Source organism: Asticcacaulis excentricus, from assembly GCF_003966695.1.
In the GTDB taxonomy this organism is placed as follows: domain Bacteria; phylum Pseudomonadota; class Alphaproteobacteria; order Caulobacterales; family Caulobacteraceae; genus Asticcacaulis; species Asticcacaulis excentricus_A.
On record NZ_AP018827.1, the window covers coordinates 910,230 to 922,657 of the forward strand.

11 protein-coding genes and 1 pseudogene are annotated in these 12,428 nt (G+C 59.0%); 1 reads left to right on the forward strand and 11 read right to left on the reverse strand.

Annotated elements, in window-relative coordinates; genetic code table 11:
• Positions 1–51: 51 nt before the first annotated feature.
• The 10 genes and pseudogenes from EM6_RS04150 to EM6_RS04190 all read right to left on the reverse strand — a co-directional run bounded on the left by EM6_RS04150 (position 52) and on the right by EM6_RS04190 (position 10,741).
• Positions 52–582, reverse strand: a complete 531-nt coding sequence (locus EM6_RS04150; protein WP_126420458.1) for a response regulator transcription factor — start codon at positions 580–582, stop codon at positions 52–54.
• Positions 579–1,985: an ATP-binding protein gene (locus EM6_RS04155; protein WP_126420459.1), complete on the reverse strand. Its 1,407-nt coding sequence runs from the start codon at positions 1,983–1,985 to the stop codon at positions 579–581. The genes EM6_RS04150 and EM6_RS04155 overlap by 4 nt, the downstream gene beginning before the upstream one ends.
• 7 nt (positions 1,986–1,992) lie before the next feature.
• The gene (locus tag EM6_RS04160; protein WP_172961125.1) at positions 1,993–3,252 is read right to left on the reverse strand and encodes a copper chaperone PCu(A)C; all 1,260 of its coding nucleotides are present in this window, start codon (positions 3,250–3,252) and stop codon (positions 1,993–1,995) included.
• Positions 3,252–3,602: a copper resistance CopC family protein gene (locus tag EM6_RS04165; protein WP_126420461.1), complete on the reverse strand. Its 351-nt coding sequence runs from the start codon at positions 3,600–3,602 to the stop codon at positions 3,252–3,254. Before EM6_RS04165 ends, EM6_RS04160 begins: the two co-directional genes overlap by 1 nt.
• 9 nt (positions 3,603–3,611) lie before the next feature.
• Positions 3,612–4,784 (reverse strand): methanobactin export MATE transporter MbnM, encoded by a 1,173-nt coding sequence (locus EM6_RS04170; protein WP_126420462.1) that lies wholly within the window; start codon positions 4,782–4,784, stop codon positions 3,612–3,614.
• Positions 4,781–5,620: an MbnP family copper-binding protein gene (locus EM6_RS04175; RefSeq protein WP_172961126.1), complete on the reverse strand. Its 840-nt coding sequence runs from the start codon at positions 5,618–5,620 to the stop codon at positions 4,781–4,783. The genes EM6_RS04170 and EM6_RS04175 overlap by 4 nt, the downstream gene beginning before the upstream one ends.
• A 57-nt stretch (positions 5,621–5,677) precedes the next feature.
• Positions 5,678–7,747, reverse strand: a complete 2,070-nt coding sequence (locus tag EM6_RS04180) for a TonB-dependent receptor (protein WP_172961127.1) — start codon at positions 7,745–7,747, stop codon at positions 5,678–5,680.
• A gap of 28 nt (positions 7,748–7,775) precedes the next feature.
• Positions 7,776–8,264 carry a DJ-1/PfpI family protein gene (locus EM6_RS04185; protein WP_126420465.1) on the reverse strand — a complete coding sequence of 163 codons (489 nt, stop codon included), beginning with the start codon at positions 8,262–8,264 and terminating at the stop codon, positions 7,776–7,778.
• A 28-nt stretch (positions 8,265–8,292) separates the two neighbouring features.
• Positions 8,293–8,607 (reverse strand): annotated as a pseudogene (locus tag EM6_RS17725) (DJ-1/PfpI family protein); the annotation flags it as partial.
• A gap of 10 nt (positions 8,608–8,617) precedes the next feature.
• A complete protein-coding gene (locus EM6_RS04190; RefSeq protein ID WP_172961128.1) occupies positions 8,618–10,741 on the reverse strand; it encodes a TonB-dependent siderophore receptor in 2,124 nt (707 codons plus the stop codon).
• Between the two features lie 306 nt (positions 10,742–11,047).
• On the opposite strand from EM6_RS04190, the gene EM6_RS04195 reads away from it, so the two are divergent.
• A complete protein-coding gene (locus EM6_RS04195; protein WP_232037089.1) occupies positions 11,048–11,767 on the forward strand; it encodes a superoxide dismutase in 720 nt (239 codons plus the stop codon).
• Positions 11,768–11,882: 115 nt separating this feature from the next.
• On the opposite strand, the gene EM6_RS04200 is transcribed toward EM6_RS04195, so the two are convergent.
• Positions 11,883–12,323: a hypothetical protein gene (locus EM6_RS04200; protein WP_126420467.1), complete on the reverse strand. Its 441-nt coding sequence runs from the start codon at positions 12,321–12,323 to the stop codon at positions 11,883–11,885.
• Positions 12,324–12,428 lie beyond the last annotated feature (105 nt).

Here is a 12,428-nt window from a genome sequence, read left to right on the forward strand (position 1 = left end):
TAACGGAGTTCCCGGCCCCAGACAGTTGGACAAAATGTCCTATACCTATGGTTACTTTACAGGCTGTTTCGCCAGTTTGCGAGTCAGGGTGCGACGGTGCATCCCAAGTCGACGGGCGGTGGCGGAGATGTTGTAGTTGGTCTCGACCAGCATCTCGTGAATGCGTTCCCATTCCAGATTCTTGATCGAGGTCGGGCGTGGGGTCAGGGCCACGTCGGTACTGGGTTCATCGTGCTCGAACGCCGCGATAATCTCATCGGCGTTGGCGGGTTTGGCCAGATAATGCGTGGCCCCCAGCTTGATGGCCTGCACCGCCGTATTGATGCTGGCATAGCCGGTCAGAACAACAATACGCATGTCCGGGTCGAGCGCATGCAGGCCTTTGACGCACTCCAGGCCCGACGCTCCGGGCATTTTAAGATCGACCAGCGCAAAAGCGGGTTTCAGGGTCTCAGCCAGCGCAACCCCGTCTTCCGCCGTGTGGGCGACATGGGTCTTAAAGCCGCGTCGGCCCAATGACCGGGCCAGAGACGCGGCCAGATCCTTGTCGTCATCAACAATCAGGGTCGTCAGATTGGTCACAGGTCACGCTCATCTTGCAAAAGGATGGCCCCCAGAGGCAGCCTCAGTTCGACACGCGCACCCGGCCCCTTCCCATCTGTACTCGCCCGGTTCGAAGCGATGAGTTGTCCGCCCAGCGAACGGAGCGTGTTATGCCCCAGAAAGAGGCCGAGTCCCCGACCACTCCGGCCGGCCTCGTCCTTTGTTGAGAGATAGGGTTCACCGATCCGCGATAAGATATCCGGATGGAAGCCCGGCCCTTCGTCGTCAACGGCCAGGATCAGCGTGTCAGCTTCTACTCTGGCCATAAATACTACCGTCTTGTCTCGGCCAGCGGCTTCAACGGCATTATCCAGAAGGTGCGTCAGGGTCTGAGACATGACGCGGTCAGCGGCCACGCTGACATCAGGCACATCAAGGTAGGCATCCAGAATGACGTCCGGGTTTTGATTTTGCCAGTCGCCCAGCGTCTGCTCCAGAAAGCCTCTGAGTGAAGTGGCCATCGCGCCTTCACCTCTGGCTGAACCCGAAGCTGACAAAATGCCGGTGATGATGGCTTTACACCGCTCAAGCTGTGTCTGCATCGTTTGGATGTCCGCCAGTTGCTCGGCGCGCTTACGCGGCACTGACAGGTCGTGCCAGTCCTTGAGGATTACCGACAGGGTCGTCAGAGGCGTGCCCAGTTCGTGCGCGGCGCCCGCACTCAACAGCCCCATCCGCACGATTTGTACGTTTTCCGCAGACTGCTGCTGAAGCTGCGCCAGTTCCTGATCGCGAGCCCGAAGATTGGCCGTGATCCGCGACACAAAAAACACCACCAGACAGGCTGCCATGGCATAGGCAATCATCATCCCGTGCACGTGCATGTCAAAGCCAGCAGAGGTGCCGCCGTGGTGTTCATGCGCTGCCGGATAGGATTGCCGGAAGAAGCTCAGGCCTGCGTAAAATACCAGCGTACTGGCCGCGATACTCCAGGCGTAGAGCGGTTTTAACAGCACCGAACCGATGATCACCGGAAGCAGGTACAGAAGGATGAATGGGTTGGAGGTGCCGCCACTCAGGTAAAGCTGCGCGGTAAAGGCCACCACATCGACCATGAGCCCGGCAAACAACTCAAAATCGCTGATACGCGCTTTGGATTTGTATCGATAAAGAGCCCAGAGGTTGAACGCAACGAGCGCGGCGGTGACCCAGAGCATCTCCCCGATTCGGATAACCAGGTTGAAGCCGTAATAAACTGTCAGGATCGTCGCCAACTGGCCATAGAAGGCCATGCCGCGCAGATGGATCAACTGCAGCAGGTTTTTGCGTAGCGTTTCCTGTTCAATGTCTTGAGAGTGATGGGCCATGGTGCGGGCTGAAAGAGGTAAACCTTGCTGATATCGGGAGAGAGCGGGGTGTCCACTGGACAGATTGTCCCACACGCTCAGATCAGTGATTGTGGGAATGGGCGCTCACCTGCCCGGTTACCGGGATGTCGAGTTCCACCCTACCCTCTCGCTCAAACGTCAGGATCACCTTTTGTCGCTCTCCTTCGACCAAAGGACGGTTCGTCCCGGTGAGCATGATGTGCGCGCCCATGGGCGCGAGCACCAGACCGGCCTGGGCAGGGACGCTGAAACCCTCCGGAGCGGGGGCCATTCCCATAAGTCCGTCCCTCATCGACATAATGTGCAAGGAGGCCGTCTCGGCGCAGGCGCATTGCGCACTCAGGAGGCGGTCCGGGGTCTTTCCCGTATTATCCACCGTGAGATAGATCGCGCTCACCGGAACCGTGCCGCGTGTGGCACGCATGGCGTACTGGCTGATGCGCAAGGCTCCGGCCTCAACAACCGGCGGCGCCGCCTCGCTCAGGACCGGGGCTTCAAAGCGATGCACGGGGGCGCTCAAGGTTGTCAGGCAGGCGGTGACAACGAGAACCGCGCCAAATAGCCCCACCTCGCCTTTAACCACCCGGCGCAACAACTGACCGGCGGCTTCGCTTTCAGCGAGGCGCGGAACCAGCCGCCAGCGATTGAAGGCGGCAAGGCCAAGCAGCCCCGCAACCAGGGCGACCTTGAGGACCAGCCATCCGACGTAAGGCTGAGACAGGTCGATTTCGGTTCCCAACAGAATGACGGCCATGAAGGGACCCGCCATCACAAGCGCCAGAACCGCGCCAAAGGCCTGTTGGCTGAACCTCTGCGCGACCTCTCCTAACTCAGTCGGGCTTTCCAGCGACAAAAGACGCCAGAGCCCCCCGAACCACCAGGTCGCCAGACCGATATGCAGTCCCACGAAAATCGCCCCACCGACCCCAGCACGCGCAGCCATATGGCCAGAAAAGGCCAGTCCGGCCACGAGACCGACGGCCCCCGCCAAACGAATGAGCGGGCGAGTGCCCCCTAGTCCAATGGCAACCGCGCTGACGAACTGAAGGATAAGGCTTAAGCCCGCGGCCGATCCGAACAGAGCCGACAGGGTCGGCGCATCAAATCCGCCCCCCAGACGCAGGAACAGGAAACAGAACTGGGTCGCCGCGATCAGGCCGGTAAAGGCCGCCAGACCCAGACTGTTCAGCTCAAGCCGTCGGCGGTAACCGTAAAGCGAGGCATCCGCAAAGATGAGCCCTGCGGTCGCAAACACACCCCCATAGAGCATGGTTTTGAGAAGGGTGCTGAACACCAGTTCCAGGGTCAATCCACCGTCCATCAGGGGGCTTTGCGGATATTGACGATGATCACGCCCTCGACCACATGACCGTCCGGCGACAAGGCCTTCCATCTCAGTTCATTGCGCCCGGCCGGCAGGTCCGGGGAGACGGCAGTAAAGCTGTCCGACTCGCCTGCGGGTGAGAATTTCAGGCGCTTCTGTCCGTTTGCATGTTTGCTGACCAGAGAGGTAAGCCGCACGGGCTCGGCAAAGGTCAGAACGATTTCCGGCGGAGATTCCGTGAGTACCTCGCCGCTTTGCGGCACCGTAGCGATCAGGGGCGTGTGGGCACTGGCTGCCACAGGCAAGCTGATCAGCGCGGCTACAAGCGTCAGGACCTTGAGTTTCATATCGCCTCCTTAAGGTTTCGGCCAGGGATTGGAAAATCTAGGGTCCCGCAGGACCTCTTCATCAGTTTGCGCCCGCAGGAAGGCTTTGAGGTCTTCCCGCTCTTTTTCGGTCAGGGAAAAGCCCGGCACAAACGAGCTCTTCAGAGGATTGAGGCGGCCTTCTCCCTTGTTCGGCCCCTCTTTAAGGGTACGCCCGCCCGCCGCATAGTGATCAATGACCTCATCCAGCGTTGCTGCCGAGCCATCATGGAAATAAGGAGCGGTCACCGCGACGTTGCGCAGGCTGGGGGTGCGAAAGCGTCCCATATCTTCGGCGCGACCCGTGATTTCCTTGATCCCCTGATTATCGGGCGGATAAGCGCCCTTTCCATCGAGATTGTAAAGCCCGGTATTGTGGAAGGCAAAGGCCCCCAGCCTGTTGCGCGCATGGCGCTCCGAATCTGAGAGGTTCAGACCATTATGGCAGTGGTGACATTCCAGCTTCTCGCTGAAAAACAAGGCCTCCCCTCGCAAAACCGAGTCTGAGACGGCATCGACATCGCCCTCATAACGATACCGGTCATAAGGCGAGCGAAACGAGACGATCGAGCGTTGAAACGCTCCCAGCGCCCGCGTCACGGTCGCCAACGATATCTCTCCCTTCTCGCGTGGGAAAGCCTTGCGAAACAGGGCGGGATAGACGGGTTCGGCCTTCAGCCGGGCAATCATCTCGTCTTCCCGGCCGGATAGCCCCAGTTCCACCGGCTCCGTCCCGGTCAGCGGAACGAGGGCCTGCTGCTCGAACGAATGAAGCAACGGGTTCGACCAGGTCATCACCGGAAAATAAGCTGAATTGACCAGAGACATCGAATTGCGCTTGGTGTGCTCACCCGTTACGCCGGGCGATGTGGCGCGCCCGTCCGTGAAGGCACGCGCCTGTTCATGACACGAGGCGCAGGACATCGAGCCGTCCCGTGACAGGCGCGTGTCGTAAAAGAGATAGCGGCCCAGTTCGACCTTAGCGGCCGTGGTCGGGTTGCCCCTGGGCTCCAGCGGTTTGGGGGCCCAGGCGGGCAGCCTGAAATCAAAGTGGCTTTCCACCCAGTCCCCGAGCGCTTCGACGCGCGAAGCGCCGCTGGCCTGCAACCCTGCAAGGCCAAGGGCTACGACGATCGAACCTATGACAACAGCGCGTTTGATCATTTTACGGTTATGAAGGCCTGACCTTGCGACGGCTTGCCTCTGAAAGTCAGGCCCAGACGGTCAAAGAGGCCCACGCAGTCATTGTCCTCTTCGCTCGACATGCAACCGGATGGGCTTTGCGGCGCATTGGTGGTGATGTCGGTCGTCGCCAGAACCGCGCCAAGGTCCATGACCAGCGTATTGGTCTTCGGATTAAACGCGGTAAAGCGATATTCGGGACGGTTGGGGTTGCTGCAGGCCATTTTCGGCGGCGTCACCCACGACCCCTCCCCGCAAGCCGTGCTGCCAAGATGAATCGAAAAGCCGCTGGCTGAGGCCGTTTTTCCCGCGGCTGGAGCGGTTTCAAGATCGATGGTCGTGAACTTGTAACCCACTCGCCACGGCCAGGCGGTGGCCGACAGATTGAGGGGCGCCGGGGCCAGAGTGGGGTCCTGATGATTGATCTCAAAGGGAACACCGATGTCAAACACCACGCCCGAATAGTCGCCCTTCGGCGCCGTGCCTTTGATCGTTGTGTTCAGGGGGGCGTTACCGTTGCAGTTGCCGGTTGCGTTCTCAAAATCAAGCAAGGCCACCTTGTCGTCCTGCCACACACCGTCCGGTGTCAACGCCATCGGCACCTCTTTGCCGTCCTTAGTGAGGAGGCGGAAATTCGACACATAGATCCGGAAGTCCTGCAGTTCAAGGCTCGCGCCCGTGCTGCCGATGCCCGTGTAACGCTGACCACAGGTGAGCGGCGCACCGTTCACAGCGGCGGCAAAGCGGATTTCAACCGACTGGGATTTTGGCGCCGCCAGTGCCGGTGCCGCCAGCGTGGTCAGTGCCATGGCTGCCATTAAGCTGACGCCGGACCGGGATTTTGCAAAAGACATGAGTGTTCCTTTCGGCAGGGGTCAGAAGTCCAGTTTGAGTGACAGACTGACGCTACGCCCCTCGGCGGGCAGGATGTAGCGGGAAACGTGGAGGTGGCTGGCGACATAGTAGTCTTTATCAAGCAGGTTGCGGATATTGACTTGGAGCCTCACTGGGTTTCCAGCCATCTCCATACGGAACCCTTGAGTCAGATCGACACGGGCATAGGCCGGCAGTTCGATAGTGTTCTGGCTGTCGGCGAAGCGCTTTGACTGCCCATACAGACCCAAACCCGTATAGGCGAAGGCGTTCCAGTCATGGGTCACAAAAACGCTAAGGGTATGGCGCGCGGTATTGGCGACCGATTTGCCAGCCAGTTCACTGTTGCGGGTATATTTCGCCTCGGTCAGACCGTAGGCGAGGTCAAGCCGAAGACTGTTGCTGATTTCCCCATTTGCTGCCAGTTCGATCCCCCGCGAGCGCCCCTCCCCGGCCAGCGTCTTGTCAAACGCATAGGCCGTTGAGGGATCATCGGCGAGCAAATTGCTCTGATCCAGTTGGTACGCCGCTGCGCTGCCCGTGAAGCGACCGTCCAGGAAGCGCCCCTTCCATCCGGCTTCCCACTGTTTGGAGATACGCGAGGGCAAGGACTGGTTGAGCTTGGAGGTCGCCTGGTTCGGTGCCATGCCTTCAGAATAGGACCCAAAAACCGCATGGTTTGAACTTACCTCGTAGGTCACACCGAGCTTTGGGTTGACACGATCTTCCTGAACCGGAAGCACGCCCGTCGTCCCGTAAAGAAAATCCTGATCAACATATTGCAGACCAAGCACCAGACCGAGCCGGCCCAGATCAATCCGATCCTGTAAGGTGAGGCTCTTCGTTGTTACATCCATACGGGTCGAAGTGGCGGTCAGCGTTCCCGATGGCGCGGTCACAAGCCCAAACACCGGTGCGAAGATATTGATATTGGGGGAGTTGGCGGCCGGGACCCGCAGAGACAGAAGGGCGAGCTCTTCGGTTTGATAATCGAGGCCCAAAAAGAGATTATGAGCCACGCCACCGAAGGTTTCGGTTCCAGTCAGCGATAGCTGAGCACTATCGGTATCGCGCTTCCCATAGGGTTCATAGGCCGTGGCGCGGGTATAGACGCCGGGCTGGCCAGCGACCGCCGAAAACACGGAGTTACGAATAGAGGTCTGATGACCGTCCGCGTGCAGGAGGCGCGTCGATACTTGCCAGTTTTTAGACAGCCTGAGATCGCCCTGAAGGGTATAGATGCGATTATTGAGGGTTGACGGCGCAAATGGCTCGCCAAGTTGCAAGGTGAGTGGAACCTTTGCCGGACGACCATTTATGCCCGGCACCCCGAAATCCGGCTCGTAGGTCTGATCGGTGGCTTCAAAGTCAAACAGCACGCGGTAGAGATCGGCATGGCTCTTGGAGATCGACCACTTCAAACCGTTGAGTTTGTCCTTCGCGTCGCGCCATTCGCTCGATGTGGATCGCGTCAGAATAAGGCGGGTGGCCAGTTCATTTTGCGCAGACAAAACGAGGTTGCCGTCCAGATAGGCCTCGCCCTGATTGTGAGAGCCGACCTGGGCGTAGGCGGACGCGAAGGTGCGGGGTTGCGGCGTTTTGGTCACGACGTTCACACTGCCGCCCGGCTCCGTGCGCACCGCCGTCAAGGCCCCAGCACCGCGGACCACATCCAGCCGTTCAACGAAGGCGCTGGCGTACCCGTAATTGCTCAGACGCACGCCATCACGCATGACCCGGCTGTTGCCCGTCCCGGAGTCGGCGATCGCACCCCTGAGCATAAAGACGGGTGAGTGCACACCGGTGAAGCTGAAATCGGGCTGTGCGCCAGGAACGTTGCGAAGGGCATCATTGAGCGTCAGACCGCCCTGAATATCTACCGTTTCAATATCAACGCTTGAGGTTGAGAACGGTACCTTCTGGTCCGGAGCGGGGGCACCGGCGGCCAGATTGGATGACGCGCCGCGGACGATGACCTCTGTAACAGGGGCATTCTCTGTTGTTTCCGCGATGGCAGGAAGGGCTGAAGCCAGAAGCGCGATGGCCGTCGAGGTCAGAAAGAAGGGTTTCATGAGTCTATATCTATCCAGAAAGCGTGTCTCAGACGGGGGATTTGGCCGCAATGGCGCGGGCCTTGGCATCCATTGGCGCCAGCATGTCCGTGATCATCTTACGCATCCGGGGCTCGGTCGTCTGAGGCGTACCCCCCGGTATGGGCGGTTCCGGGGCGTATTCAGCCATCAGCATCAGCCCCTGAGCGTAGGCGTCACCGCGCAGCAACCGCGTTACCGTTATGGCCATGTCGATACCCGCCGAAACACCGGCCCCGGTGACCATCTGACCGTCAACCACAACGCGGGCATCGACCGGACGCCCTCCGAAGGCCTCAAGCGACTGACGTGCCGCCCAGTGCCCTGTGCAGGTCTTGCCCTTCAGGAGCCCGGCGGCGGCCAGAACAAGCGAGCCGGTACAGGTGCTGGTGATGAATTTCGCCTTTTCCGCGCTGTTTTTCAGGAACGACAGCACCTGTGGGTCTTCCATGGCGCGCAGGGTACCGGTCGTCCCCCCCGGGTACAAAAATGACGTCATAATTCGGTCTGGCGGAGGCCAGTGTTTTGGTGGGCAGAATGGCCACACCCGTGTCTGTCATGACGGGCGCGACCTTATCCTCCATCGTGAGGATATCGACCTTTGCCCCCATCAACTGCGAGAAGAAGTATTGGGGCCCGATGAGATCAAGCGCCGTGAACTTGGGGTAAACCAGCATGGCAATCTTTTCGTTGCCGAGCAGCTTCAGTTCGGGAATGGCCGCCATCATCTGCTCATGGCTCTGAGCCGCGTCAGCCTCCTGAGCGTTGGCCATAGGTGCCATAACGCCCAGGCTCGCCAGCATAGAGGCTATACCCATCATATCTCGACGACTGATCGACATGGCTGCCCCCTTAATAGGCCAGACGCAAGGTCACAGAGGCCGTGCGCGGTGCGCCCGGCTGTACCCAGTCCTGCACAAACTGATGCGATCCGGTGTAATAGCGCTCATCGAAGAGGTTATTGACGTTGAGCTGGATAAGCGCGGCCTTGCCACTGACCTCGAAGGCCCGCGATACCATGGCATCGACCCGCGTGTAGGCCGGCATGACAAAGGTGTTGCCAATGTCGCCATAACGGTCACCCTGATAGAAGAGCCCTGCCCCAACACGCCATTTCTCCGAAACACTGTAGGTGGCCCAGAGGCTGGCAGCGTGCTCGGGCACATTGGCCAGCGCCTTGCCCTGATAGTTGGCGTCCTGCGTGACCTCGGTATCTGTGTAGGCGTAGGAGGCAATCAGCGACAGGGCGGGCGTCACTTCACCAATGACATCGACTTCCAGCCCGCGGGAGCGCGCTTCACCGGTCGTCAGGATCTCGCCCGTCACATAGTAGAGCGTGAAGTCAGCCCGGTTTTTCTTGATCAGTTCGTAGAGGGCAACGGTGGCTGAGAGCTTTCCATCCGGGGCCTGATATTTGTAACCGATCTCGGTCTGTTTCGCGGTTTCGGGATCGACGGCCTTGCCCAGCATATCACGACCATTATTGGCGGCGAGAGATGACTGGGCCTGCGCATAGAGGGTCTGGTTGGGCGAAAACGACCAGACAAGACCGGCCCTTGGCGAGGTGTACTCAACCGTATTGGTCGTCACACCGGGGAGAATATACCCCGCTTCTGCCTTATCGTGGCGCACCGCCAGAACCAGATTCAGCCCGTTGCCGAAATCGATCTGATCCTGAACACTGAGCCCTTGCCAGTTGTTGTAGTCCACATAGTCCAGCGCATCGAGAACGACCGTGTCGCCGAGCTTGGGCGTGTTGGTGAAGACAGGATTGTAGATATCCACGCCGCCGATGGCGGAGAAGAGCGTAATGCCTTTCTTTTTCGCGCGATAGGCATCAGCACTGATCAGCAGATTGTGGGTGACCTTGCCCGCGGTGATCTTACCGGTCAGGTCGAGCGCATACTGTCCCATCGAATTGGAGCCGTCGGGACGCGCATAGTAATAGTACCGGCACAAGGGGTTCCCGTCCCCATCGCAGGCACCCGACATGGCCATATCCATACGATAGGGTGTGATATCGACCTCGCGCATGTCGGCATCAAAGCTGATGGCTTTGGCCTTCAGGCTCCAGTTATCCGAGAGCCGATGAGCGACTTCGAAGCGCAGGACGCGGCTTTCGATGTGCGAGAGTTCTGGTGCATTGTTGAACTGCGTGTGCAAAGGCAGGTTGGCGACGGTATTGCCGATCGCCGGGATACCGTAGTCATTGCGGTAGCGATGATCGAGATAATCCGCCGAAGCGGACACCGTCGTGTTGGGCGAAGCCTGCCATTGAACTTTCAACCCGACCGAGGCCAGCTTTTCCTCGACGAAGTCACGCACCGAGTCTGTGGTGTAATAGCTGGCGGAACCGCCCACCAAAAGCGTCTTATCGTCAGTGACGGCCCCGCCGCCATTCAGGGAGGTCGAGGACAGGCCATATTCACCCAGGGTCTGCGCGAATTCGAGACCCGGCATGGCGCGCAGAGACTTGGTGACCACGTTCACAACCCCGCCGGGCTCGCCGCGGCCAAACAGGACCGAGTTCGGGCCTTTCAAGACCTCCACCGCCTGAACGTTGGTCATGTTAACCGGCAGGCCTGAGACCCGTGTGCCGTCGAGGTAATAGTTGGAGGCCCCCAGCATCGAGCCAAACGCTGTCATCGAGGTTGACGGAAAGCCCCGCAGAACCAGCAAAGGCTGCGTCAGGCCATTAAAGCCGAAATCTGTTGTGACGCCCGACACATTGCGCGTGGCATCAGACAGGGTGAACACCTGCTGGTCCTGAAGAACCTCAACGGGCACAACCTGAATAGCCTGAGGTGTAAGGAGGTTCGGGATCGCTGTCCGGTTTGCTTCGGTTGTACGGGCCGGTAAAAGCTTACGGCCGGTCACCACGACCTCGGTTGTTACCTCACCCGCCTCGGCCGCCTGAGAGACAACAGGGGTCGACAGGGCGGCCATGGCCGCGGTCATCAAGAGATGGGTTTTCATTAGGTTTCCCGGCATCAGCGAAAGATATGCTCACGCTCGTAGCCGTTGGTGCGTCCCAAAGAACTTGGACATTTTGTCCCGTTTCATGACCTCCGCTTTTGAGTAGCGTGACATTCCTTCTCTCGCCCGTCACTTAGACGGTGCCCGCAGACAAAAACTGAGAGGAGCCATGGACAAAGTGTCCAATCCCGGTCCTGCCTCCTGACGTATAGATATTTCGCTCACCCGACGACCTGACCCTTATCGAATTTCTATCTCCGATCCGACATCTGTTGTCGCCCATCACCGCTCTTGAAAGGATCGATCATGAAGTCCATGGCTTTCGCTACCGCCCTCGCCCTGCTGGCGACGACCACCGTGCCAACAGGAGTACGCGCGCAATCCATCTCCGCGACCTCCGCTGATGCGGCCTTTACCCTGCCCACCCTGCCCTATGCGGCAAATGCGCTGGAACCGGCCATTGATGCCGAAACCATGACCATCCATCACGATCGCCATCACAAGGCCTATGTCGATACGCTCAACAAAGCCATAAACGAGACCCCCGCGCTTAAGGGGAAATCGCTAGCAGAGCTTCTGGCTGGCGCTGGTAGCCTCCCTATGGTGGTGCGCAATAATGCCGGCGGACACTGGAACCACAGTTTCTTCTGGCAAACCCTGACCCCTGCGGCGCAGTCCGGCCAGCCGTCTCCGGCACTGGCTAAGGCGATTGCGGATCAATGGGGTTCACTCGACGCCTTCAAAGCGGAATTCAAGAAAGCCGGAACCGGCCGTTTCGGATCGGGGTGGGCCTGGCTGATTGTCGGGAAGGACGGCAAACTGGCCATCACCTCCACACCCAATCAGGACAATCCGCTGATGGACGTCGCCGAGGTTAAGGGCACGCCAATCCTCGGTAACGATCTTTGGGAGCACGCCTATTATCTGAAGTATCAAAACAAGCGCGCCGACTATCTCGACGCCTTCTGGCAGATCGTCAACTGGAAGGCCGTATCTGACCGTTATGCCGATGCCATAAAGAAATGAGCCAGTGCCCGGCCACCACGGCCGGGCATTTCCCTACAAAGGATCTGGGAGGCGGTTACTCTTCCGATCTCTCCAAGTGACCTCTATAGCCAGCGGAAAACCCGGAAACTCGATTTTACGTCTTTTCGAAGAATTCAGGGAGGCGACCTTCCACGGCTTTCAACTCAGCCCCGGAGATGGTGAGCCAGGCGAGTTGCAGACCATAAAAGAACATCAGGAGCGAAAAGGGTAACGAGAACGGCTCGTGCTCTTTGGCGAACCACAACGCACGTGATGCGAGGGTCAGTGCTGATGCGCCAGGCACCCAGATAAGTAGCGACTGGAAAGGATGCAGATCGAACAGATTATGAAACGTCGCTTTTAGGGCCTGCCAGAAACAATAGACCGCTGACAAGGCCAGAGCCGCCACCGCGACCGCCGTCGAGAAGGGTTTATTGCCCGAAAAGATTACGACGAGCGCGAACAATGAGACATTGATCAAAGTCACGCGATGTCGACGTGAGGCGAACCAAAGCCAAAGATTGGAAGGTCCTGCAAAAGTCGGTCGTGAAGTCATAAATGGAGAGCCCCGCAGTCAGTGTAGACGGCGGCGTATCCCTTTAAGAGGCTTGTGAGAACTGGACAAAGTGTCATTGGACATTCCGCCCCATGGGACGGAATG

Excerpts from the sequence above, each read along its gene's own strand:
- EM6_RS04160 (WP_172961125.1), bottom strand. The coding sequence starts at position 3,252 with ATGGACGGTGGATTGACCCTGGAACTGGTGTTCAGCACCCTTCTCAAA.
- EM6_RS04165 (WP_126420461.1), bottom strand. The coding sequence starts at position 3,602 with ATGAAACTCAAGGTCCTGACGCTTGTAGCCGCGCTGATCAGCTTGCCT.
- EM6_RS04190 (WP_172961128.1), bottom strand. The coding sequence starts at position 10,741 with ATGAAAACCCATCTCTTGATGACCGCGGCCATGGCCGCCCTGTCGACC.
- EM6_RS04180 (WP_172961127.1), bottom strand. The coding sequence starts at position 7,747 with ATGAAACCCTTCTTTCTGACCTCGACGGCCATCGCGCTTCTGGCTTCA.
- EM6_RS04195 (WP_232037089.1), top strand. The coding sequence starts at position 11,048 with ATGAAGTCCATGGCTTTCGCTACCGCCCTCGCCCTGCTGGCGACGACC.
- EM6_RS04175 (WP_172961126.1), bottom strand. The coding sequence starts at position 5,620 with ATGGCAGCCATGGCACTGACCACGCTGGCGGCACCGGCACTGGCGGCG.
- EM6_RS04170 (WP_126420462.1), bottom strand. The coding sequence starts at position 4,784 with ATGATCAAACGCGCTGTTGTCATAGGTTCGATCGTCGTAGCCCTTGGC.
- EM6_RS04185 (WP_126420465.1), bottom strand. The coding sequence starts at position 8,264 with ATGACGTCATTTTTGTACCCGGGGGGGACGACCGGTACCCTGCGCGCC.
- EM6_RS04200 (WP_126420467.1), bottom strand. The coding sequence starts at position 12,323 with ATGACTTCACGACCGACTTTTGCAGGACCTTCCAATCTTTGGCTTTGG.